This is a genomic window from Enterococcus sp. HMSC078F03 (assembly GCF_001811595.1).
GTDB classification, from domain to species: domain Bacteria; phylum Bacillota; class Bacilli; order Lactobacillales; family Enterococcaceae; genus Enterococcus; species Enterococcus faecalis.
In genome coordinates this window covers 13,375-38,320 of the sequence record NZ_KV805556.1, presented here as the reverse complement: position 1 = coordinate 38,320, position 24,946 = coordinate 13,375, and the positions used below count along the sequence as shown (strand labels likewise).

Genomic DNA, 24,946 nt, shown 5'->3' with positions numbered 1-24,946 from the left:
TATTTGTTTTAATATTAAAAAAAATATTACCAATAAAAAAATGACTACTCAGTTAAGTAGTCAGTTTTTTGTTTAATAATCTTTAAAAATATTCTCATTTTCAAGGCTTAACTTCTGATAACCGCCATCTAACATTTCCTGAATACCGTCCTGGTACAACCTTTAAAGGATCAGCTTTAAAACGAAAATATAGATCATAATCATTTAAACTTTTAGTTACATCCTTACCTTCTACTTCTTGCTTTAGAATTAACTGTTCATCTTTGGTTAATTGAAAAAGTAATGTTTGAGTATTCTTTTCAAAAAAACAAAGAGAGACCTCTTGTCCCCAGCTTTCTAGTTGTTCAACGATAGTTGCTAGTTGTCCGCTTAATTCCCAAGAGTAACTACTTGTATTTGTAATTGTCAACGAATCATTCTCTGGTAAATTTTCTATTTTCATATAGAAATAACCATCTTCACGCTTCGTTTGAACTAATTCGTTGATTGTCAAAGTGTTTCCAACAAAAGCAGTAGGAACTGTTGTTAATTCTATAATTCCTTTGAAATCAATGGCTTGAATTTTGGTTTCTGATTGATTTCCTTCAGCATCTACTGTATACATACCTACGTAATACATTTTTTCAGGTTGAAGCTGTGAAGTTTCGTATTCAATAGTTGTTTCAAAATTCTCCGTTAAATTTTCTCTCGAAAGATGTGCTTTTTCAATGAAAGTAGTCGTAGCTAATTCTTCTTCTGAAACAATAGGACTCATAAATAGTTTAGTGGACGTAGAATTTTCATCTTCAATTTGAACAGGAAGGTAGGCCTTACGTTTTTGTCTTACAATTTGAGGAGACTGAGCTGCCTCCGTTGCAGAAGAATGACCAGTTGTAATTGTCGGCATCCATTTCCCTGTTAGCTTGTAATAATGGGCAGCTGGATCCCCGGTAGTCACTGGTTTAGAAAAAGCATTCCCGGAAAAAGTACTAGAAACAGGAACAGTTAAATCCAGCAGGCTATTTATTTGAACGAGCTTATTTTTCACTTTGAAATAAAGACCATACAACGTGCCTCTTTCAAGTGCCGGTAATGTAATGACTATTTTGTCTTTTTCTCTTGTAAAAGGGAGTGCTTGTCCTCCCGTTGGTTGAGCGCCTGTCCCAATTTCTTGAGCACTCCCGAAGTAAACTTTATTCTCTAGCACTTCAAAGTTATCAGGGAGTGTCATTTGGATCCTCGTCCCGGCTTGTAAACGAAGTAAATCACTTGTTTGTAAATAATCAATCGCTGTCATATACGTGATTTCTTGACTTCTGTCGACAGAATGAACTTCGTTTTGAGGAATCCCAGTGTCTGCTAGCAATTGGTTATCCGCTGATTGTGCAACACCCGTACGTAATTGCAAATCTACCAGCCCTTCCACATTTGTAAATGAAATAGCTTTTGCTTGTGCATAGCCCCCGTTTGCTCCAGTAAATCCAAAATAAACACGTTTATTTTCATTTAAGCCTAAGTTATTTTTAAACTCCGTATCCACAGGAATCGTAATATTTAAGGCATAATCAGGAACAGAATAGGTAAATGTTCCCGCTTCTCGTTTAAATTCCACGATAAATTTATGCCACTTACTATCAGATAAATCTGTCACTCCTTTTTCATTTCGGTGATGAAGGACTTTGTCAATCTTAAAAATACCATCTTTTGTATAGGAAGTTTCTGCCCCCGGATAAGCCCAGGCAATATGATGACCTTTGGAACTTGTATCACGATCCATCATGCCATCGTTTGCAATAAGATTACTATTATTGTTATAGAAGGTATCAAATTCAATCGCCAAACTGTTAGGAATTGCCCCCTTACTTAATGGTGTAGAATCTCCTGTGTTTGCCCATACTCCAATCGTTGGACCAGCTTCTTCGGCTATTGCTGTCGGACCATTACTTTGCATAACAAATGTTAATCCATCACTATCATTTGTTACATTTTCAATATAAAAAGCCATCTCAATTTTAAAATCATTTGTAAAACTCACTGGGTTATTAAACCAAACTGCCCCACTAGAACTCGGTGTTGTATCATTAATCTGAACATAGCGGTGATTTTCAGATCCACTTGGACTTCCCGCTTTTCCTACCGTCGAAATCATCGTTTGATCAATTGGCAATGTCTCAAACGCTGGTTCAATGATTGCTGCTAACCCTTCACCGGGAAAGAAAAATAGGCCACCAAAGAAAAGTAGTAAATAGGAAAGTAAAAAAACAAGCCGCCTAATTTGCTGGGCTTCATTCTTGATTCACCCTCTTTTTATTTTTTAATTGGTAATATTTCCAAAGTAAGCCCAGAATTGCTAGTAAAAACACAATCAGCATTCCAACTAAAATTGAAAATATAATAGATTCATCTTTCTGTTTGGTGAAAAAGACTGTTTTTTGATTAATTACTTTCGCTTGAGCAGCAGAAACAGTAAACGAGTCATCGAACACCCAGTTGCCTTTTGAGGAATGAATTGCGATATGAACATTATATGTTCCAGATTTTAAGGTTTCTTCCTTTAACTCTGTTAAAATTGGAATCAAGGAGTTAGGAGCAATTTGATAGTTGTCTGCTTTTTTCGTACCAATTATTTTTTTATTTGTTTTATCATAGACAGTTGTCTCAACGTTTACCTTACCAAATGCGGTAGGCTGGTTGTTTATCAAGGTACTTTTGATAACTACAGTATCATTTTTTATGACTGGCTCAGTTTTGTCAAAAAGTAAATTAGGCTCAGGCAGTGAACCCAAATCGGTGCGTAACCTGACACCGATTTGGGTTAGATATTTTGCCTGAATCATTGAATGCATTGCTTTTTCTTGGTTTGGGGAAGTAATTGTTTCAAAAGCAAAAGCACCTAGCACTTCACCAGTAATTTTTTGTCGTTGACTGTCTAACTGAAACGAAACTTTTTTACTTTCAGAAGGCTTCAGACTTATTATTTGTTGTTTTGGTTCAACAAATTGAGTGAATGACTGCCCCTGATACATTTCTGCAGTTTCACGGCTTTGATAAGCAATTATACCCGTAGATGTTGTATAACTGTTTAAAGCACTCGCTTTTACTTGCAATGTTTGTTCAGATGTATTTGTAACTAGAAGAGTCAACGTTTGTTTATTTTCCTGAAGATATAAATCAAAATATGTAGCTTCTGATACTTGATTTTCAGGATACTCGGGTGTCACAGTAAAAGCGGTCGTTTCCGCCTCTACAGACATTACTTTACTATTTATGCTAAAAAATATGCTACATAATGTGAAAAAAAATAACAAAAAAGTAGTGTTACTTTTAACCGTCATGCTCTCTCCTCCTAACAGCCAAAATTTCAACTCTGTTGTTGAGCCATTTAACTTACAGACAAATTACTAATTTTTTTGTCTAGGTTGCTTCATTCAGGAGTATAAGCGTTTGTTAACACCCAAGTAACCGTTCCACTGTAGCGACCACTATTAATATTTTGTTTTGGAAAAGTTAACGTCGTGTTTGATAAATCAAATTCATTCGCTGCCAATCCAGTTGTTCCGTTTGCACTAGCGACAAGTGTCGGCTCAGTCGTGCCAGCGTCAATTGTTGTCGTAGCAGTAACTGTCGCATCACCTTTTGCCCGTGTGGTTGCTAAATTCAATTTCGCAGATTGTAATTTTACGTTATTTTCATTTTTAATATCTGATAGTTTTAACGACAACATCCAGCCGGATTCGTTTGGCCCTCGATAATCAGATACTTTCGTTATCTCTGGTGTTCCAGTCAATGTTTGATCAGATTCCGCAACATCTTGAATCGTTAGCTCTCCAAAATTAAAGTTAGAAACTGCATCTAAATTTAAGATTCCTGGTTGAATTGTCAAAGATGCTTCACTTGTCAATTCAGCTGTTGGGTTCGCTTCAGCGGCATACGAATTGATTGCTCCACCTCCCAAAGTCACTCCCAGTACTGCTATTGTTGATAAAATACTTTTTTTCATCCTATCCCATCCTTTTTAAAATTTTAAAAAAATGACCTTAACTACCTAAAAGATAATTAGCCTGAATTGGAGCATAACATAAGATGTTTTTACTTTTAAAAAAAGATGTACTATAAGTCATTTTCATTAGAGAAAGACCTTTCTATGATGGTATAATAGGGAAACAGTAAGAAACTTTCAGAGACCAAGGAGGAAAACTGGCGTGTATGGTCAAACAATCAGAAAAATTCGAAAAGACAAAGGGTTAACTCAAAAAGATGTTTGCCAAGGAGTTGTGACACTGAGCTATTACAGCCGAATTGAACGAAACATTAGTACCCCTACCATCGATATATTTATGGAGATCATAAAAAATTTGAATGTTCGATTAGAAGAATTTATGTATATTCACAATGACTATCAGAAAGCTTTAAAAGATCAGACTTGGTTTGAGATTACCGAACTTTATCATGCAGGAAATATGAAAAGTCTCGAGGACTATAAAACAGCGATTTTAACTGGAAAACTGCCACACGAAGAAGAAATTACGATTCAATTAATTAACCTGTTTATTTATCGTTTGGGTGGCAATGTCGTCGCCGAAAATATAGCTCATATTGTTCAAAACTTGATGAACTTAGAAAATTGGACTAGTAGGGAAGTCACGATGTTCATTACGATTATGGACGAAATTCCTATCGAAACCTTGTTAATTATTGTCAATCGATTGCTCAAAAAAAGAAATCTTTATTCTGCTTCTGATGGCTACAATTCTCCATATAGCAAAATACTCATCAATACCATCCTTCTCTGTGTAAACAACAAGTATCTCAACGAAGGGCTAAGTTATTTGAAACAGTTTCGAGCAATGTTAGAAATTCGAGATTTATACGGAAAAACAATGGCTTTATTCTTAGAAGGCTTGCTTTGCTATGCCAAAGGAGCACCACTTGCGGGTACAAAAAAAGTTAATGAGGCCTTTCAAATTTTTCATTTATTAGAGATGGATAATTTTTCTCGCAAATATCAGCAATACTTTGAGTATATTAAAACTATCTATTAATAGGTTCATTTTTGTGACTTTTACAGTATTTACTATTGTCTTTAAAAAAACTATTATAAAAGCGAAGGACAAAAATCTAAAATGATTTTTGTCCTTCACTTCATACAAGATCCTTTTTCCCTTACAAAAGTTATCCTTCTTAAATGATCTATGGCGTAGTCGGATAATTTTGGACTGTCGTTTGATTGCCATTTTGACTAAACAAGCTGGTTGATTGTGCATTTTTTTGTTTTTCTACTTCTAAGACTTTGTTTTTTTCAAAAGCCACATCATAGTTGTAGTCCTTTGGTTGAACTTCTTGGAATCCTTGTGGTTTATAAAAACGTAAAAGGTTTTCCTGATTTAATTTGTCAGATAAACTTAACGATTTTTTCACCCAATCGTTATCTTTCGTGACTTCTGCTTTTAAATCTGCTGGAACTTGGTCTAATTTTTTCCCTTGATTATTGTAGATTTCCCCACCTAGATAAGAAAATTGAGGCGTTACAAAATCGCCATTTCTAAAAGGAACCACTTGTTTATATTGAGGAGATAAAAGGTCCGTGCCAAAATGGATATAATTTTTATCATCGACACCTAAAAGATGGTACAGTGTCGGTAAAACGTCAATTTCTCCACCATATTCGTGCATGATTTTCCCTTGCGTATAGCCTGGCATGTAAAACATCAAAGGTACTCTTTGCAATTGCGCATTGTCATAGTTTGTCCACGTTTTTGGATCGCGGTTGAAGGCTTTACATAAGTCCTTGTTGTTTGCATCTGAAATACCGAAGTGATCACCATAAATAACAAAAATAGAATGATTGTATAAACTTGTTGTTTGCAAGTAATGGAAAAATTGTTCTAGCGATTGATCCAAATAGTGCGCTGTTCGAACATAATCATCCACAATCGAATTGCCTGTGTTCAATTTAGGAAACGGGAAGTTTTGGTCATCCGTATAATAAGGGGTATGATTGGTCACAGTTAAAAACTTCGCATAGAATGGCTGCTGTAAATGCTCAAGCTCACTAGCTGATTCACGCAACAATTGTTTATCTAAAATACCGTAACCTAGCATTTTGTCATCTTTTGAAAAATATGACCGATCAAAAAAGTATTGATATCCTAAGTTTTTATACACATGGTCTCGATTCCAAAAACTCCCCACATTTCCATGGAAAACAGCGGTTGTATAGCCTTTTTGTCCTAAAACTGCGGGAGCCGCTTCGAAAGTATTGTCTGATCCTAATTGTGTAAAAAGAGAGCCTTGCGGGAGCCCGAATGTTCCTGTTTCTAACATGTTCTCCGCATCACTCGTTTTTCCTTGCCCTACTTCATGAAAGAAATTATCAAAACTGATTGTCGCTTTGTTTTGATAGAGCTGATTTAAAAACGGTGTAACCTCTTGACCTTGGACTTTCATATTAATCAAAAATTGTTGAAAACTTTCTAAATGAATCACAAATACATTTTTTCCTTTGGCAATCCCGGCATACTGCGGATTAAGCGGTAAATTATTTTGCTTGGTAAATTTCATGATTTCAGGTAATTCGTTTGAACTAGCTTCTGCTCTTACCTCATTTGACATGGCTGTTTTGACACCATCGATGGCTGTGAATGCATCCAAGCCAAGATATTTTACAATATAATTACGGTCAAAAATTCTTTGAAGCAATTGAGGACGATCGGTTTCGCTTAAAAATAAGTTAACCGAAAAGAGCAAGACACTTAAACAACTAATTGAGATCGCCAATCTTCTGTTGATAGGTTTAGTCATGAAGACTTGATGATTCCGTCGCTGTTTAAAAGAGTAAAATACCAAAACGAGCAGCACTAAAGTATCTAGCCAATAAAAGACATCGTGGACCCTCATTAAGGCAAGTAAATCACCAGAAATCCCTTCTGAAACTTTTGAAAAGCCAAAAACAGATTGGATGGTAATAAAGTCAGTGAATTCACGATAAAAAATAATATTCAAATATAAAATTAATGTATTTAAAACATTTAAAAGAGTTAAGCTAAGCATAAATGTTTTATGCTTTTTAAAATACAAACTAAAGCCAAATAATAACAGCGTAGTAGCAACTGGATTGAACCACAAAATTTCTCGTTGGAGACTGCCCTTAACGCCCAATGAGAAATCTAGGTAATACGCCAGAATCGTTTTTGCCCAAAAGAGTAAAACAAAAAATAAAAAGAGTCCTAATCGGTTATTTATTTTTTTCATCTAAGTTTGTCTTCCTTTCCCTTCAAAAAAATCTTGATTTGTTAAAAATAAAACCTAACTCTGCGCAATGACTTTTTCGCTAGCGGAGAATTGGATAAATAACTTAAAAAGATAATCGCAATGGCGCAACATCCAAATAAAAGCCATACGTTTGTAAAAGGTGTTCGAGTAAGGGAACTAGTAATAGGCTTTGTAATTAAAAGACTTGGTAGCGCCACCCCTAAAGAATTGCCAATTTGCTTACATGTCACCGCAATGGCTGCTGCCGTTCCTGACTGAGAAAATGGCATTCCTTCAATCGCTGTAATGGTAATCGGTGAATTTAACATCCCAAACCCAATGCCTAAAAAGATATAAATAACAAATAAAATAATCATAGGCGTTGTTTTAGTTACAAATAATTGTAAAAAGCTAACAGCCAACATTGAAATACCACAAAGCATAATAGGACGTTTCGTCCCTATTCTCCCTACCATTTCGCCGGCTCTCGGGGCAACAAGAAAACTAACAAAAGCCAAAGGAATGGTTGATAAGCCAGCTTCCAACGGGCTGAAGCCTCTCGTTTCTTGCAAATATAGCGTGTTTAAAAATAAATAACCGTTATATATGATAAAGCCAAAAATAGCTAAAAAAGAAGCCGATGTAAAGGGAATAGACAAAAAGAAGCGCGGATTGATTAACGGATTGTCAATGTTATATTCATAAATAAAGAAAATAACAATGGCTAAGCAGCCGATTATCCCAGTACTTAAAATATCTGGCGCGAAAAGCCCTTTTCTAGGTAGTCCGATAATGGAATAGATAGAACTAAATAGAAAAAGAATCATCAATGCTTGACCAACAAAATCATTTTTCACCGTCTTCTCTACTTTTGACTCAGGTACAAACTTTTGTGTAAGGATGATTGCCGTAGCAATGATCGGTACATTAACAAAAAAGACATACCGCCAGCTAAAATAAGAAACAATCAGTCCGCCAATAATCGGGCCCATTCCTAAGGAAATCCCTGTAACAGAGCCCCACAAGCCAATTGCTTTCGCTCGTTCTAACTTTTCGGTAAATACCTGTGTAATAATAGACATTGCTACCGGATTTAACATAGAACCACCAATCCCTTGCAACATGCGAAACGCAATCAATTGCCCTGGGGTTTGCGAAATCCCACATAGGAAAGACGCTAAACCAAAACAGGCTAAGCCCAATTGAAGGACTCGTTTACGGCCAATTCGGTCTGCTGTAGACCCAGATAACAATAATAAGGATGCTACCATTAAAGTGTACCCATCTGTTACCCACTGTAATGTAGACAGATTCGTGTGAAAATCACTTTGAATGGATGGTAACGCCACATTGACAACCGTAACATCCATGGTCACTACAAACAAACTCATGCAACAAGTATACAAAATAACTTTTTTTCTATCGATCATAAAAACAGTCCTTTCTAGCAACTACATAAAACAGGAAAAGCAACAATGACACTTAAACTTCTAACGACACGGTTATCGCAAGTACTCACGTATCAACAGTTCTTTATATTCCTTGCCATTTAGTTATTTTATACTTAAAAAAGTAAATCTTTAGATAGCCAAACTATACACCAGAACCCCTTTAAATTGAACCGTAATAGATACGATTTATCGATTCTTAAGTTATTAAATAATTGAACATTCCGTTCAGAAATATCGAACAGTCCCATAATTGAGCATCTCTTTTAAACAATGAACAACAAAAATAGCCTTATCCGCAGCAGAAGTAAATCTAAGCGAATAAAGCTATTTTTAGTAACTATTCCAAAGTAATTTTAATGGCTAAGTCTCTAGCAACTTTTGTAAAGTTGCCTTGATTTGACCAGGTTGGACAAAAACCGAACTGGAAACATTTCGGTATAAATAAAATTTTTGTTTTCGTTCAATCGGTAAAAAGAAGAGTTTAGAATCAATTTCCTGCAGTTGTTCTTTCCGAAGAGAGATCACCGCATAAACTCCTTTACTTTTTTCAATGAGACGAGTAAGCATCAACGTATCGTAGCAACAAACAAGCGGACTTGTTAATTGCAACATTTCTAGCACACTCTTGGTAGCTTCTAAATGATCTAAGTGATGAGGCAAAAATAGAAATGGATAGTTGGTCAAACAGATGAAACCTTCTTCCTCAATTTCTTGTTTAATTTCTCTTGAAACACAAAGATACATTTTTAGTTCAATTAATTGTTCTTTCTTTAAAACTGGACTATTCACATCTGCAGAAGTAATCACAAAATCCAACTCATGATTCTCCAATTTATTCAATAACTCAAACGATGAACCATGGTAACATTCCCAAAAACGATTCAGTTGATCCTCATTTTCTGTCACTTTATACATCAAGGACGTATTTCCAAAACCTAAACGCATCACTGGATTCTCAATCATTTCATGCAGATTAAGTTTCATTTTCTTGGCCTCGTTTAAAATGATATATACAGATTGGACGATTTTATCACCATAGGAATTTAACGTCAAAGAATTCCCGTTACGGTCAAAAAGTAAATGGCCCAATTCACTTTCCAAATCTTTTAATGACGCACTTAAGGTTGATTTACTAACATGGAGTTCAGAGGCTGCTTTGGAAATACTATTATATTTTGCAATGGTATAAAAATATTCTAATTTTTCAATAGTCATCTTTTGTCATCCCTTTTATTCAAATTCATTTGCCCACGTAACCTGTTCAAAACACGCCTCACTCTTTATCAATAGCGTAGTTATTTTTGCTCTAATAAGCTATGTCCATCTTGTTATTTTTCTATAACTAATAGTAGATGGATATGAAAGTGCCTTTGGTAAAACTTTATCTCGGAAATAGCATGAACATTCGCAACAAATTCAGCTTATTAAAAAAGGCGTCTAGCTTTTTCTATTTTACGCAAATTTACTTAAGAAATTCCATTTCAATTCTTTTCTAAAAAAGGTAAGATGGACACAACAAATGTTTCAGTTTCCATGCCCATTTACTTTAAGGTTCAGCGTTATCTACTAAGTATGAAGAATGTCAAAGAAAGGTTAGGTACTCCCAATGAAAATCAATTATTTAGGCACGGGTGCAGCAGAACGGATTCCAGGAATTTTTTGTAATTGTAAATTATGTAAGTACGCTCGAGAGAAAAAAGGACGAGAAATTCGTACACAAACTCAATTAATTATTGATGATGTCCTGCTGATTGATTTTCCAGGGGATTCTTATTTACACTTGTTGCAGTATGACTTGTGTTTTGCAGAATTTGACTCTTTACTAATCTCTCATTGGCATTCCGATCATTTTTACGGCGAGGATTTGGCTTATCGAATGTCTGGTTATGCATTAGATGTTCCCAATCGTTTAACTGTTTATGGAAATGAAGCAGTTAAGACGTTTTATCAGCGCGCCTTTGATTTAGAAGGTCGTCAAGACAATACCCGATTACATTATCAGGTTATTCAGCCCTACAAGTGTTTTACTATTGCGAACTATACGATTTATCCCCTTCCTGCACAACATGGAAATTTCAGTGAAGATTGTTTTATTTTCGTTATAGACGATGGTAAAGATGCTTTTTTATCCACCCATGATACAGGTTACTTTACGTCAGAAATGTTTGAATATCTTGAAAAGAGCCACTTACTTCTTAGTATTGTTTCTTTAGATTGTACTAGTCAAACAAACGAAACTGGCAATAGTCATATGAATTGGGAAGAAAATTTAAAATTAATTGCAGAATTAAAAGAAAGAAAACTCGTCACAGATAAAACGATTTACGTTGCCAACCATTTTTCTCACAATGGCGGCTTGTCTTATGCGGAGATGGCGGCTTTATCTCAAAAGCATGAAATCATTACGAGTTATGATGGTTTAGAAATACTAACTTAATCGGATTATTTGCCTTCTTTTCAGCACTATTATATGCTTTTAACCGATAATTACAAGGTACTTATATCGTAACTTACACTATCTTAAAAAACAGAAATACTCGAAATTTCCCGTGATTCTGGAAATTCCGAGTATTTTTATGGTTCTTTACGCTGCTGGCACAGCGGATAAACGTTTATTTTCTTCTTCATTCACTCGATTGACAATAAAGTTATAATTCACTTCATTTAGTCTTTGACCATGGTTTCCTGTTTGCTTAATGCCACCATTGGAATGAACACCAACTACTTCAAACTGATCATTATAGATTGGTGAACCAGATTGACCACCAGTTGTATCGATATCATAAAATAGTAATGGATTTTCTAAGTCTGTAAAGTTAGATGTGAACAAATCATTTTCATGAGACCATTGTGTGTGGTTTTTCTCACCTGGATAGCCTGATATTGTGACATGGGTATCTGAAGATTCAAACTTTTTCAAAACAAATGGCGTTAAAATTTCTCCCAACTCTGGGCCATCTGGACGATCGTTTTGTTTGCCGACAGTCACTACCGCAATATCCGCATTCGGGGAAAAAGCTACATCAATCACTTTGAATTTGCCAAATGGTGTCGCACTGCCATCTCGACCTGGATAAAACCAAGCATCATCTTTGGCATTCGGATTTAATACTTTGGCATTCTTAAAACTTTCAGCCACATGATTATTGGTGACAATTGTATTAGTTCCAACAACAAAGCCTGTTCCTAAAGAAATATAGCCTGGTTTACTGGCAGGGGAAATGATTCTTCCGATTGACGCAAAAGGCGCTTCGGTTGTATCTGCCACTTCTTGTCTTCTGTCTTCAGGGTCCAGTAACGATCTTTTTTGTCGTGAATGACTTTCGGCAGGAACGATATACTCTTCTGCATTTGCAGAGAGGCTAAAACCGGCTATCAAAGTTACTAAAATCAGAAACAAAAAACCAGCACTAATTTTTCGTATGGAGAACTTTTTCATAAGATTATGCCACTCCTTATCCATTTTTATTTAATTGGGGAATTTTTTTCATTCATTGACCAGAACAGATTCACTTGGTTGGTTTACTTGAATATCCTCTTTAGCTCCGATTCCAGCAGAGTTAAAGGCTGCTGACACCACTGAAGCTGCTTCATCGCCATATTGAACTTTTGCAGCAGCAAGCATCGCATCACGAGCATCACTGAATTGTGCTTTAGGTGTTAAGTAATTTACTAACGAGCTGTAGAAAATAGTCTGTGCTTTTTCAATGCCTAAGTTCTGGATAATGGTGTAACCAATCCGATTAATAATTCCACTATTATAATGAACACCGCCTTGATCATAATAAGGCGTTCCTTTATACCGTGCTCGATCGTCGTATTGAGCCATGGTTTCTGGTTGTCCGTGTTTACTTGGCGTTTGTAAATTTCGAATACCTGTTTTTCGGTCAACACTCTGAGTATCCGCACCAATTTCTGGATTAGATGCACCCGAAATAATATAACCCATCAAATCAGAATAAGATTCATTCAACGCACCTGATTGTCCTAAATATTCTAAACCGGCAGTATGTTCCGTCACACCATGTGTCATTTCATGACCAACTACATCTAAAGAGGAAGCATACGTTTTTCCTGTTGGTGTACTTGTTTCACCATAACGCATTGCTTTTCCATCCCAAAAAGCATTGTCATAAGCATCTGGATGTTGTTCATCAACAACTGACAAGATGGGCATCCCTCGATCATCAATACTGTGTCGTTGGAAATGATCTTCATAATATGTTTTCACAAATTTTCCATGCGTATAGGCGTCAACAGCATTCTGATTTAATGTCGCTAGTGATGGTGCTTGAATAATAGAATAATTATTTTTGCCATCAACTACTGCATGGTAAACCCCTGTGTTATCCGTTCCGTGTAAAGCAATTCCCGTATTGTTTTTTTCAACTGGCACATTAAACGTTACTTGAAAAGAGTTTTTTAACGTTACTTCACTACCGACATGTTCCGTTAAATCTTGTTTTTCCATAATTGTTCCATCTGTAGCGTTCACTTTATAAACCAATGATATGGGGTCACCAGTTGGCGAAGAAGTTACTCTGACTTTATAAAATAATTGCCCTTCATTATTTACACGTTTGTCAATAGCTAAAAAGACAAGATCTTTATTTTCCGGATTATCAGAAGCAATAATTTTTTTAACTCCTTCTTCACCGATTGCATCAACCGATTGAATTTTCACTACTTGATCAACTGGATTTCCTGTAACACTTGTTACTGCACCGTTTTTATCTAAATGAATAATCACATTATCTGAATCAACAGTAACGCCTTCCGTTTGCTTTTCTAACTTAAGATGCTTCATCCCCCACGCATCTTCTTTTCGATCTACAACCGTATATTGTTCAGCAGCTGCCTCAGAAATTGCCTCCTTTTCCAACTTCGATAAAACTGTTGAAACTTCACTTTCTGAATAAACTTGTTCTTCTGCTGCTACAAAAAGTGAAGAAAATAGACATGAACTTCCAACAAAGATGCCTGTACCTAAAATGTATAAAATTTTATTTCCCTTCATCAAACGATTAACTCCTTCCCCAGTTTCCTTTTATTTCTTTTCCCAACAAAAGTATTGCTTTATCCTCCCTAATCTTTCCCGTTAAACGACTGCTCCTTTCCCTGCGTAAATATTTGTTGCTATTTTCATTATAGACAACTACCTAACCGGCACTATCTAAATTCCTTAATCAGCCGACATTTTTCCCTGTATTGCCCCTCATATCTCAATACCATAGTAAAAAAGTTGTTAACAAATTCATTCGTTAACAACTTTTTTACTGTTATGATTTTTTTCAATAATTAAATGTTGAGTAACCGATCCTTCATTGAAGGACGTTTGCAAATCAAATTGATCTGAAAAATCAACAATTTCTTTTACGTATAACAATCCCCAACCGTGCTCTTCAGGGTTACTTTTAGAACTAAATTTGGTTTTCTTCATAACCCTAAAATCAAATTCGGCTTGGACACTATTTGTTATCACAAACTCTTGTGTTTCATTTTTATTGAAAATTGAGATTGCGAACATTTTCAATTCTGATTTTGCACTGTTTTCAATCGCGTTATCTAATAGAATAGCCAACAAACGAATCACAACCACTAAGTCGATTGATGTATCAAGAATAAATACTTCTGGCACATCAACAATCACTTTTAGTTTTGCTTGCTTTGCGGTATTAATTTTCATACTTATGAGTGCCTTAAGTTCCATATTTTTCAAACGATTTAACTTCATAAGTTCAAATTCTTCATTATCAATAATTTTTTTGGTTGGTGCAATCGTTTCTTCATAAATTCTTTTGATTTCCAGAATATCTTCGTATGAAATAGCAATTTGTAAACTATACAATAAATTTTTATAATCATGACGAAACATCGCTAGCTCTTCGTTAATGGATTCTATTTTTTCAGTATAAATCGTTAAATTATTCAATAATTGAGTGTTGATACGTTGTTCTTCCAAATAAGCTTCAATGACTAAGCCAATCAGAATTAAAAATAAACCTACACTTATTAATAACTCCAATTTAGAACTATTTACCGTGACAAATCCTCGCATAAAGTCAGGTGAAATCTCTGGCGAAATCAAAAACACAAAAAGTAACAACAGAATCAACAATAAAAGTAAACAACCAAAAAAAATTCGGCTATTTTCTAACACACGATTTAATCTTAAAAAAACACTATTGGGAATTTTTAAAGCAATCCAGATATTTATAAGCAACAGAAGAACATTTGAGGCAATCCATAATAATTTATTTTGATAAATCTGTTGAAAAAAAACACTTAAAATCGTTTGCTCCGTGTAATTGATAAACGAAACCATAAGCAATGTAAAAACGGATAAAAATATCGCTTTAAAAATTGAGAACCTCTTTTTGTGAATGAGTAAAAATCCTGTAAAAACAACGACTGTCAGCGCATAAATCAACCAAGAGTAGCCCAACATTAATGCCGCAAACGAACAAAGATTAATGACAATAAGCAATGAAAGTAACGGTATTTTACATTCAATCTTGATCAATGTTACTCGTAAAAAGACAAAAACGATAAAGCTAGATACAAGCAAAACGTTAGTAGCTAATAACGACAAAATCATTTTTCAATATTCTTTTTAGGTTTTTCAGTTTGTCCCATCCATTGTCCAAATATATTGGGCGAATTTTGATTTAATCTAGGCTTAGTTCCCACACCATCACTGACTTTTGCAACTCTTTTTTCAATAACATTTTTAATTATTTTTTTACCAAATTTCATAAAAACACTTCCTTCAATTAAATTTTTTGTTACAGGGAGTATCATCAGACCTTGGATGACGAGACCGTAGAGTATTACTGAAGCAATCTTTTCTTTGACAAACAGACTACATAAAATAAGTAAACACACCCTTATAAGGCTTTGCTTTTTGAGCACGTTTAAATCAGATGGCTGAACAGGTTCAATTGCTGTTCCTTGTGGCGCATACCAATAAAATAATACGACTAAGAGGCACATCAATAGAATTTTATAAATAAACGGTAAGCTCACAGAAGAATTTTTCAATACAAATGGTATGGCAACATAGATAACAATGCTTTCTAGACGACAGAGCCATTTGGTTTTTGCATGCCAGCCACCTGCGACAGGCCGTAAAAAAATCAGTATGACGTATACAATAAAGGTTTCGCTTAACGTCCCAAATAAAACTGATAAAATCAGAATCATCAGAAAATTAAATAAGCCAGAAAAATAAACGGTTAGATAATACTTTGTCCATTGTGTTTTTCCTGATTGATCTTCCTGATCCATATCCATAATATTTTTTAGAATCCAATCGATTAGCATATCGCCCTCCTCTTCAAGTATTGCACTAAATTATAACGAATATAGCGACTAATAGATAGATAATTCCTTAATTAGTCATTATCCCTCCCTAAGTAAGAAATAGCGCCTTGACCTGAGTATAATATCTTCTTGAGACTGGTACTTCCGTTCCGTCTCTCATAGTTAAAAGATGCGTTTTATAATTTAATTTTGACGCATATTTTTTATTGATGATGATTGATTGATGGACTCTAATCAAATCTGGATGCAGTTGTTCAATTTTTGATAACGTTCCATAAAATTCTCTTTTAAAATTTTTACCAACCATTGATACACGATGATCGTATTCTGTTTGAAAGAAATAAATATCATTAATATCCATTTTTATAGAAGATGCTTTTAAGTTAATGATAATATATTCACTTTTTGTCTTTATATTTTCTTTTTGTTGAATATATGCATCGACACATGTTTCGACCTCTTTTTGGAAATCTAGAAAATCCACGTTCTTTTGAATAAATTGAAGAGCTGAAACCATATATTTGTAGGAAGTTAAAACTAATTCTGTGTGAGTAGAAATAAATACAATCAGACTTTCACTGTCTGTTTTTCTGATTTCTTTGGCAACCTCAAATCCTGCCTGGATATGATTGTTCATTTGAATATCTAGGAAAAAGATATTTAGTTGGGCGTCCTGGTGTGCCACTTGTAATAATTCATCTGAACGTGAAAATAAATGGATTGTTTCATTATAAATATTTCTTGAATGTAGGATATTTGTTACCAATGCTTCTAACGCTTTTGCTTGAATAATTTGGTCTTCTAATATATAAATAGCCATTTGTTCACTCATCCCTTTCTCAAGAAGATATAAAATTACACAACAAAAGACAAATGATTATAATGTTCAATCAATTTATACACCAATAAAAGAGATAAAAAATTGATTGTCTGTTAGTATATTCACATAAATTTAGTATAGCGATTTCAGTAGTTTCCTGCAAACAAAAACATAAAATAACAAAGCATCAAGAAAGAGTACTTTGGACTATTCATCTTTTACTAACGAATCATGAGGACTATTGTCTCTTCGTTGATGAAAAACAAAGAATCAACCGCCAAACTGTTCTTGTCATTTTATACATGACAAAATCAATTCATTGGTCGATTCTGGTTACTTTAATTTGTTAGTTCACACATGGATCATTGTGCTAATTTTTTACTTAAACATCCACACTTCTTCCTGTTGAATGAGTCGCTTAAGCGCCAATGTAGGTCACGCCACTACTATAAGCAATTACATTAGGTAAGACACGATACGAAATCGTTTGATCATTGATGACATTGCTTTCAGAAATAATGATTCCATCAGAAGTGACCGCTTCAACAAAAGCAACATGTCCATATTGATTATCTGCGCCAGCAACTCCTGGTTGGAAACTAATCGCACGACCAGCTTTAGGCAATGAACTAACTTGATAGCCTAATGCACGTCCTTTTCTTCCCCAGTCACTGCCATTTCCCATAAATTCATCCACAGAAGTGCCCAACTGTTTGAAACGATTATAGACATACCACGTACATTGGCCCACGGGATAGCTACCACTTCGATTATAATTGATCCCATCATAGACTGGAAAATGCATTTGTTGCTGTTCCGCTTCTGACAGCTCATTTTTAGATTGGATAATCAAACCGTCCACTGTTTTTGGTAAATCAAATTGCGTTAAGTTATAAACCGCAATTAACGAATTTAATTTATTATCGTATTGCTTGTCTGTTGCATATTTACCTGTTAAAAAACGCGTTGCTTGAAGGTAGTTTTTGGCTTCCGAACGCCACGCTGGTTTATAAAAATCTTGATTTCCGTCAATCCCTTGTCGGAGTAATTGAACATAATCTTGCAGTGAGTCATTATAGCCACCGTAATCGCGAAACCCAGCGGAAATTGTATAAAGTTGGCCCCTCTGATCAGCCTCTTTTGTTGAAAAGCTAACACTATTTCCTTGGAACGAACCTTTCACGCCAAAGAGATTATAATAAGGTTCTTTGGCTAGTTGACTTTCGCCAGAGCCACTTTCTAAAATAGCCTGAGCTATCATCACTGATGCAAAAACATCGTATTTTTCGCCAAGTTCTCTGGCTGTCTCACCAATTTTTTTAATAAACGCTGTGGTTTGTTCTGACTTCTGCATTTCAAATGACGCACCATATGTTGCTAAAACTTCTTTGCCATACTCCGTTAATGTGAACTCCTTAAAAGGATTAGTCACTACCAAGCGTATTTCCTCTTTTGAGTCTGGTTGTTGTTTGGCAGTATAGATATTCTCTAACTGACCAATTACTTCTGGTTTCTCTTTAGAATCCGCTTCCGCTGCGGCAATTAAATATTTTCCTTGGCCAAGATAAACACCATTTTGAAGCGTTTTTCCTTCAGCTGTTTGCCAAAAAATCAGATCACCAGGTTCTGCCTCCTCTATAGAACGAGCTTTACCAAATGTCATTTGTTCTTGCGGTGTACTGCCAATGTCTATTTTAAATAATTGTTGGTAAATTTTTTGGGCAAGGAAACTACTGGTCAATACTTGCTCCGTCAAATTAAATTCTTTTTTTGTTTTCCCAACGTGTCTTAATGCTTCAGCCACCACGACTGCCCGTTTCTTTTCGCCAAAAGACGACAACAGTGGAAGTTCGTAGCCTTTTAAATTTGAAGAAGCTATTTCATCTACTTTGAGGGACGGATTTAACGATACAGCCTGATTTTCTTCAACAACGTTATTGGTGGCTTCAGGAACTTGAATAGGTTCTTCAGGTTCTTGCTTGGTCACAGGAACTTGTAGTGGTTGCGATTGTTCAACAGGCTGCGTGATTTCTGATGATACTGTCGGCTCTGTAGGTTCTTTTTTTGTTTCAGAACTAGTATTTGTGGTTGTCGTTTCTGTCGTTGAATGACTCGTTGATTCCGTAGTCGTATCGGTAGAACTACTTGATTCAGATGACGAACTACTAGTGGACGTTGTCGATGTAGCAACAGTTGTTTCGGTTGTTTCGGTTACTTTTTCTTCCGAAGTAATTGTTGTTGCTGAGGACAGAGCTGTTTGTAGTGAGCTACTTGGTAATTCTGCAGCCAACGTAACAACTGGAGCGACTTCCAAACTCAGAAGAACGAGAATACTTGTTAAAACAAGTAGTTGATTCTTGATTTTCTTTCTTTTCATTCGTAAAAATCCTCTCCTATTACTTACTTGCGCATTTGCACACTGTTTTTGTACAAATGCGCCTTGTAAGTTAATGATACGCTAATTTTGGTCTTTTTTATTTTTGAAGAATAATTTTCCTAAACCAATACTTACTATCAATAGAAAACCACTGATTGACCAGATTGGCGAAACAACTTCATTTGCTTTTGGCAAAGTACCAGAAGTGGTGGTTTTTGTTGTCGTTCCACCTGCTGCTGTGCCCTTTCCTGGACTGGTTACGCTACCAGTCCCGCTAACCGTGCCATGATTTCTATTGTTGCCTGTAGAGTTGCTACTGATTGGCTCTTCTGCCATTGCTTCAATGGCTTGTGCTAAAATACTTAAACATTTGTCCACAGCTTCTTGCGTCGCATTTGGGTCCTCAACAAGTGCTTTTGCTTGTTTAATTGCTTCAGCTAAAGCTTCTTGCGATGCTTTTGTAAATTGTTTTCCTGCTTTAGGTTTCAAGGTTTCTGCTTTTTGAAGCAGTTCTTTCAACTTTGTTTTATCCGTTTGAAGGACTTGTTCCTCTAAACTATCCAAAGCAGTTTTTACATTTTTTTCAGCAGTATCAATTTGTTCTTGCCGAGCATTTTTATCAGCTAAAATCCCTTCCGCTTGGTCAATTGCTTCAGTTAAGCGCGCTTTAGACTCGCTGGTAAATTCTTTTCCGGCAGATGGTTTGATTGCTTTTGCTTTGGCTATCATTGCCTCTAAGGCTTTTTTATCTGTAACTAACGCTTCTTCTTGTAACCCTTCGATGGCGCTAGTTAATTCAGCAACCGCTTCATCAATCATTTTTTGATTAGCTGCTGGGTTTTCCAATGTGTTTTTAGCTGCTAAAAGCGCTTTTTGTAAATCTTGTAACGAGGAGGCAGTAAATTGGTGCCCTTCACTTGGAGTGACTTGCTGCGCTCGTTTGACTACTTCTTGTAATTGGTCTTTATTTACAAGGGGTACTTCTTTTAATTGAGCCATTGCAGTTTCCAATGCGTTTAGAGCCTCTGAGACTTCTTCTTTTGTCGCCGTTTCTTTCGCTACGATTGCTTCAGCTGCTTGAATTGCTTCTTGCAATTGTTTTTCTGTTTCTTTTGTAAATTGGTATCCTTCTTCCGGCTTTCTTCCTCGGGCTTGAGCGATTTGCTCTTTTAAGGTTTCCTTATCAACGGCGACGGGTTGTTCTTTTAATTGTGCAATTGCTTCACGCAATGTTTTAGTCGCTTGGTCTATTTCTTCTTGGGTAACTTTTTCTTGAGCAAATACTTTTTGAGCTGCTGCTAATGACTCTTCGAGAACTTTTTTAGTTTCTTCGGTGAATTCTTGCCCATCACTTGGTTTCTTTGTTAGCCCCTCTTGAATTGCTTTTTCTAAATCAGCTTTATTCGCTACATCAGGCATTTTTTCCAACTGTTCTACAGCCTTTTCTAGATTTTCCACAGCAGCAGAAACGTCTGTCTGTGTGGCTTGCTCATTGGCTAGAACAGCTACTGCCTCATCTAAGATTGGTTTAAAGATTGCCCAAGTTTCAGGTGTATATTCTTTTTCGACACGTGCTTGATTTAGCGTAATTAGCGCTTGTAATAACTCTTTATCTACTAGCTCTGTTGGCTTCACTGTTACAGAAAAATCTGAAAGTGTGGCTTGTTGGAATCCTTGGCCCACTAATAAGCCTTGACTCATATCAAATTGTAATGACTGCTCAACAGTTGTCGCACGTTTTACGCGAGTTGTTTCTTTTACTTTAACTTTAAAGGTAACTAAGTCCATTGAACCGTTTAACAATTGTTTATTTCCTTGATTACTAAGAACTAAATATAGATTCTCCACATCATTTGAATGTTTCCGATATTTAGAATAATTTTCCATGTGTTGTGTATTATTCGTGGTTGCAGGCTGACCGACAAGTTCAAATTTGCTAGAATCAAAGGACATTTTTGTGCTTAACGCATTAATATTTTTTAAGTCTTGACCTTTAAGTGTAAAGGTTAATGTATCGCCAGGAAGATAGGTATCCTTGCCATTTTCATTAACCACAGCAAGGGATAAACCGCCCGCAATTTCTTCGACATCAGGTATTTCAATCCCACCATCTAATTGTCGTAAAACATAACTGATATCATAAGCATCAATTACCCCATTTTTATTTAAATCGCCTTTTTCAACATAGCCATTAAAATCACTGTCCAACGATTCTAAGCCTGTATAGTTTCGATAACTCATTGCATCATTTTCATCAATCGTTCCATCGTTAGTAATGTCTCCATGTAAGATTCCTTCTGTTCCTGGTTGTTTGTAAAAGAGCATCTCACGACCAGAGCCAAAATTACCCACCGATTTTAATACCTTCATTTCAACAAAACGATACGCTTGGTCCTTCGTTTCAATGGTTTTTGTCAAAGCATCTTGCTTCCAGTTAATAGGTTCTGAAAACTCTGTCCAATTAGCTCCATCTTTCGACGTCCGATACTGGAGCTGCAAAATATTTCCGTTGCCGGCATTGTCTCTTGGCAAGTATTCAATTTTATCCATTTGATACTCCGCACCAAGATCAAATTTTAAAGTCAAGAAATTCCCATCACTTGGATTAGCGATGCCGGTTGACCAGTTCGTATGCCAACCTGTACTTAAATCTTTATCTGTTAATTTCTTCAATTCTGCGCCTGGTTGTTCTGGTAAATTACTTGTTGCTTTGACTTGATTAATTGTTTCTTTATAGGGATCATCTTGTGTTTTTCCTTTAATCGGTTCACTCCATTCAGAAACCCCATTTTTTCCAACAGCTCGAACTCGAAAAGTATGTTCGCTTAGGAAGGAAAATCCATCAAATGTTGCTGTATTCGTTTGAATATTTCCGAAAACAGTCCCGTCACGCTCTACTTCATAACTTGTTGCCTCAGTTACTTGATCCCATTGAAGAGTCAAAGAAGATGGCGTTGTTTTTTCTTCATTGATTGCGACATTTGCCGGAATAGTTAACTGGTCATCGACCGTTGTATTTCCTCCGTCAATCGTTCCTTTATTAATGAAACCATTGACAGTTATTTGAACATCTTTGGCGGTCACAGATTGTTTCGCTAGTTTTACTGATAACGCTGATTGGTTCAGTTTTTCTCCTGAAGCTTCAGAAAGATACTGATTCACTTGGAATTCTTTATCAAAATAATATAGATTTGTGCCAGCTAAAAATTCTTCTTTATTAGCTGCTTCTTTCAAGGTTACTTCTGTTCCCCCCACCATTGCTGTTACACTTTCGGGTGCTTCTGAAGCTAGCAAATCAAGCGTGGTGCTTCGTTCATCAACAAAGCCTTTGTAACTTCCTTTTGTCGGTTCGATAGTAACGGTCAGATCCCCTTTTTCGTTTGATTTAGGGCCTTGACTATTTATTTTAGTCGTAGCTGATTGCCCAGCTTCATAACTAGTTGAAATTCCGTCATCTTCATACATATTAAAAGAAGTGGCGCCATTTGGATAAATCAAGAAAGATCGTTGATCCCGTTGGATTTCCTTTGAATTGTTGTTTGGATTCGTCATTGGGATAATACTGCCATCTTTGACGAAAACGGGCACCTTCCAGAGCGGTGTTTTTACTCCATTTAAGACACGGCCACCTTGATATTTTTCGCCTGTAAATAAGTCAACCCAGACTTGTTTTTCATCTGGTAAATAGATTCCATCACGGATTGAATTTCCTGCCTCATCTTGATTGCCATTATAAATTGGAGCAACGAGTAAATTGGGTCCCCACATATATTGGTATTGAGAATCTTTTGTATATGCTGTTCCTTCATTAGGAAATTCTAAAGCCATAGCCCGTACCATTGGTAGTCCATCAACTGATTCCTTGGCAATACTGTAGTTATAAGGCATCATCATTGATTTTAATTTTAGATACGCTCGGTTCAAATCTGTGGCTTCTTGATCAAAAGCAAATGGCGTTTTCGGATTGGAGCCCCAGCCGTCCATATTTAGCTGTACTGGTGTAAAAGTTTTCCATTGGAAATCACGTATGTTGACCTCTTTATTTTTTCCACCAAAAATTCCATCCATATCTGAACCAACATTTGGTTGGCCAGACAATGAAGTCCCGATATATGTTGGGATATGGAAGCGAATATATTCCCATTGACCACCCGTTTGATCGCCTGTCCAAATACCAGCGTGCCGTTGGGTTCCGGCCCAACCATCTAATGAAACAATCATCGGACGAACTGCGCCGTCTGTTTCTTTTACAAAAACATTTGCAGCATCTTCTACACCATTTAAGCCAAAGGAATACCCATACCCGACCCACGCCACGTCAGTTTTGAGGGCTTTAACACCAGCGACACTAACTTCTTTCGCAATATCCCGTTCTCCTTTTTTAGGATTTTTAGGATCAGCTGGATGGAGATTAGATTGAGTCCATAGCCCCACTTCAACACCATTTGCTTGAGCATAATCAGTAAATTCTTTTAAGTTTTGTACATCGCCATCCAATGAATCTGTTTGGCCATAGCCAGCACCGTAGCCGTCATTTGGCAAGAACCACCCTAACGGCATATCGTTTTTCTTATATCGATCAATAACTGCGCGTGCAGAAAATTGATAATTCTCTTTTTCTCCATTTAAAGATTCTAGCGTGCCATTTAAGTTTCCTAGATCGCCTGGTTGGTATTCTTTGTAAAAATTACCATCTTCAAACTTAACTGCTCCCGCGGTTCCTTCTGCTACTTTCACCCAATAGTCCCGATTATACGCGTTTAAATGTGCTTCATAGAACCCGTATTCTGGCATCAAAGCTGGTTTCCCGGTTAATTCATAGTAATCTTTTAAAATACCTGCTGAGGAATCATTAAAGAAATAAAAAGCATCAAAATCTGTTCCTTCGTGCGTTGTTGTGGTTGTTTGTGGATCATGACTTCCAAAATCATAGTTGCCAGGTTTCCATGTATTTCGAACAACGCCATACCCTGCAGTTGACCAATAAAATGGGTTAGGCGATGTTACTCCGCCATCTACCCAATTGTTCGTATTGACAATCTGGATAGCTGTTCCTTTGTGCGTAAATCGACCATTTTGAGTTCCTCCGCCAAAATAATTTTCTTGACTACTTTGTTTTAACGTTTGTGTAGCTTTATCATTTTTAAAGGATAGCGGAGCGGTTTCTTCTAAAATGACTTGATCCTTTTTCTTGTCTAGAACCTTCATCAAAGCGCTTTCTTTTTCGAATATAATTTTTAAACCATTATTTTCTAGAGTAAATTGGTTTCCTGAATCTGTGACGTTCGTTTGCTCAAAGGCTTGTGTGCCATAGTCGGCCATTGTTTTAGCCGTAATTTTCGCAACATGCTTTGGATCATTTGGCGTTGGATATTCTTCAAATTTACCAGTTGGATCTAGATGATAGCGAAAAAGATGGTCGTTTAAAATACTAATTTGTGCTTTTTTTCCAGAAGCATACGTAATGACAAAGTTTTTCTCCGCTTTTTCAATCGACACAATTGCTCCGACTGACGTTGCTGAATCAGCTACGTCTTCTTTTGCTGTTTGCTCTTGCGCATCAACCACTTGAGAATCCATCATAACAAGCGAATGGAACGCCAATACAGACGAACTCACTAATAAAAATGTCAACCAGTGCTTTTTACCGTAAATTTTTTTACCCTGATACTCTTTGTTCATTTTTTCCTCCTTAAAATTGCTTCCCATAGAATAGTTCCGACACAATTACTCACAAAATCCAAA

Annotated in this window: 15 protein-coding genes; 2 read left to right on the top strand and 13 right to left on the bottom strand. The window is 36.1% G+C overall.

Annotation, left to right across the window (positions count from 1 at the left end; genetic code table 11):
* Positions 1–100: 100 nt before the first annotated feature.
* From HMPREF2810_RS05705 to HMPREF2810_RS05695, 3 genes are all read right to left on the bottom strand, one after another.
* The gene (locus HMPREF2810_RS05705; RefSeq protein ID WP_256278761.1) at positions 101–2,146 is read right to left on the bottom strand and encodes an L-type lectin-domain containing protein; all 2,046 of its coding nucleotides are present in this window, start codon (positions 2,144–2,146) and stop codon (positions 101–103) included.
* A 118-nt stretch (positions 2,147–2,264) separates the two neighbouring features.
* Complete coding sequence (locus HMPREF2810_RS05700) at positions 2,265–3,314, bottom strand: WxLIP family cell surface protein (protein WP_010715280.1); 1,050 nt, start codon at positions 3,312–3,314, stop codon at positions 2,265–2,267.
* Between the two features lie 89 nt (positions 3,315–3,403).
* Complete coding sequence (locus HMPREF2810_RS05695; protein WP_002419876.1) at positions 3,404–3,979, bottom strand: WxL domain-containing protein; 576 nt, start codon at positions 3,977–3,979, stop codon at positions 3,404–3,406.
* 202 nt (positions 3,980–4,181) lie between these two features.
* Here HMPREF2810_RS05695 and HMPREF2810_RS05690 point away from each other — a divergent pair, with 202 nt between their 5' ends.
* The gene (locus HMPREF2810_RS05690; RefSeq protein WP_010715281.1) at positions 4,182–5,021 is read left to right on the top strand and encodes a helix-turn-helix domain-containing protein; all 840 of its coding nucleotides are present in this window, start codon (positions 4,182–4,184) and stop codon (positions 5,019–5,021) included.
* 148 nt (positions 5,022–5,169) lie between these two features.
* Here the strand turns inward: HMPREF2810_RS05690 and HMPREF2810_RS05685 are convergent, their stop codons facing one another.
* The 3 genes from HMPREF2810_RS05685 to HMPREF2810_RS05675 all read right to left on the bottom strand — a co-directional run bounded on the left by HMPREF2810_RS05685 (position 5,170) and on the right by HMPREF2810_RS05675 (position 9,896).
* Positions 5,170–7,230 (bottom strand): LTA synthase family protein, encoded by a 2,061-nt coding sequence (locus HMPREF2810_RS05685; protein WP_002381784.1) that lies wholly within the window; start codon positions 7,228–7,230, stop codon positions 5,170–5,172.
* A gap of 41 nt (positions 7,231–7,271) precedes the next feature.
* Positions 7,272–8,660, bottom strand: coding sequence for an MFS transporter (locus tag HMPREF2810_RS05680; RefSeq protein ID WP_010715282.1), 1,389 nt, complete (start codon positions 8,658–8,660; stop codon positions 7,272–7,274).
* Between the two features lie 381 nt (positions 8,661–9,041).
* A complete protein-coding gene (locus tag HMPREF2810_RS05675) occupies positions 9,042–9,896 on the bottom strand; it encodes a LysR family transcriptional regulator (protein WP_002408854.1) in 855 nt (284 codons plus the stop codon).
* A 391-nt stretch (positions 9,897–10,287) separates the two neighbouring features.
* On the opposite strand from HMPREF2810_RS05675, the gene HMPREF2810_RS05670 reads away from it, so the two are divergent.
* Entirely contained in the window at positions 10,288–11,118 is an 831-nt protein-coding gene (locus HMPREF2810_RS05670; protein WP_002419889.1) for an MBL fold metallo-hydrolase, read from the top strand.
* Between the two features lie 147 nt (positions 11,119–11,265).
* On the opposite strand, the gene sprE is transcribed toward HMPREF2810_RS05670, so the two are convergent.
* The 7 genes from sprE to HMPREF2810_RS05635 form a co-directional block, all read right to left on the bottom strand.
* Complete coding sequence (sprE, locus tag HMPREF2810_RS05665; protein WP_002379530.1) at positions 11,266–12,120, bottom strand: serine proteinase SprE; 855 nt, start codon at positions 12,118–12,120, stop codon at positions 11,266–11,268.
* Between the two features lie 48 nt (positions 12,121–12,168).
* The gene (gene gelE / locus HMPREF2810_RS05660) at positions 12,169–13,701 is read right to left on the bottom strand and encodes a gelatinase GelE (protein WP_080005928.1); all 1,533 of its coding nucleotides are present in this window, start codon (positions 13,699–13,701) and stop codon (positions 12,169–12,171) included.
* A gap of 234 nt (positions 13,702–13,935) precedes the next feature.
* The gene (fsrC, locus tag HMPREF2810_RS05655; RefSeq protein ID WP_010715283.1) at positions 13,936–15,279 is read right to left on the bottom strand and encodes a sensor histidine kinase FsrC; all 1,344 of its coding nucleotides are present in this window, start codon (positions 15,277–15,279) and stop codon (positions 13,936–13,938) included.
* Positions 15,276–16,004 carry a quorum-sensing system protein FsrB gene (locus HMPREF2810_RS05650; RefSeq protein ID WP_002408849.1) on the bottom strand — a complete coding sequence of 243 codons (729 nt, stop codon included), beginning with the start codon at positions 16,002–16,004 and terminating at the stop codon, positions 15,276–15,278. Before HMPREF2810_RS05650 ends, fsrC begins: the two co-directional genes overlap by 4 nt.
* Positions 16,005–16,092: 88 nt before the next feature.
* On the bottom strand, positions 16,093–16,824 hold the full coding sequence (gene fsrA, locus HMPREF2810_RS05645; protein WP_073340375.1) for a response regulator transcription factor FsrA: 732 nt from the start codon (positions 16,822–16,824) through the stop codon (positions 16,093–16,095).
* A gap of 418 nt (positions 16,825–17,242) precedes the next feature.
* Positions 17,243–19,201 (bottom strand): amidase domain-containing protein, encoded by a 1,959-nt coding sequence (locus tag HMPREF2810_RS05640; RefSeq protein WP_010715284.1) that lies wholly within the window; start codon positions 19,199–19,201, stop codon positions 17,243–17,245.
* 81 nt (positions 19,202–19,282) lie between these two features.
* Positions 19,283–24,910 carry a TIM-barrel domain-containing protein gene (locus HMPREF2810_RS05635; protein ID WP_025192232.1) on the bottom strand — a complete coding sequence of 1,876 codons (5,628 nt, stop codon included), beginning with the start codon at positions 24,908–24,910 and terminating at the stop codon, positions 19,283–19,285.
* Positions 24,911–24,946: the final 36 nt, after the last annotated feature.

Bases quoted from the DNA above. Each gene is read 5' to 3' on its own strand.
- HMPREF2810_RS05700 (WP_010715280.1), bottom strand. From the start codon at position 3,314: ATGACGGTTAAAAGTAACACTACTTTTTTGTTATTTTTTTTCACATTA.
- HMPREF2810_RS05695 (WP_002419876.1), bottom strand. From the start codon at position 3,979: ATGAAAAAAAGTATTTTATCAACAATAGCAGTACTGGGAGTGACTTTG.
- HMPREF2810_RS05685 (WP_002381784.1), bottom strand. From the start codon at position 7,230: ATGAAAAAAATAAATAACCGATTAGGACTCTTTTTATTTTTTGTTTTA.
- HMPREF2810_RS05680 (WP_010715282.1), bottom strand. From the start codon at position 8,660: ATGATCGATAGAAAAAAAGTTATTTTGTATACTTGTTGCATGAGTTTG.
- HMPREF2810_RS05675 (WP_002408854.1), bottom strand. From the start codon at position 9,896: ATGACTATTGAAAAATTAGAATATTTTTATACCATTGCAAAATATAAT.
- HMPREF2810_RS05670 (WP_002419889.1), top strand. From the start codon at position 10,288: ATGAAAATCAATTATTTAGGCACGGGTGCAGCAGAACGGATTCCAGGA.
- sprE (WP_002379530.1), bottom strand. From the start codon at position 12,120: ATGAAAAAGTTCTCCATACGAAAAATTAGTGCTGGTTTTTTGTTTCTG.
- fsrC (WP_010715283.1), bottom strand. From the start codon at position 15,279: ATGATTTTGTCGTTATTAGCTACTAACGTTTTGCTTGTATCTAGCTTT.
- HMPREF2810_RS05650 (WP_002408849.1), bottom strand. From the start codon at position 16,004: ATGCTAATCGATTGGATTCTAAAAAATATTATGGATATGGATCAGGAA.
- fsrA (WP_073340375.1), bottom strand. From the start codon at position 16,824: ATGGCTATTTATATATTAGAAGACCAAATTATTCAAGCAAAAGCGTTA.
- HMPREF2810_RS05640 (WP_010715284.1), bottom strand. From the start codon at position 19,201: ATGAAAAGAAAGAAAATCAAGAATCAACTACTTGTTTTAACAAGTATT.
- HMPREF2810_RS05635 (WP_025192232.1), bottom strand. From the start codon at position 24,910: ATGGGAAGCAATTTTAAGGAGGAAAAAATGAACAAAGAGTATCAGGGT.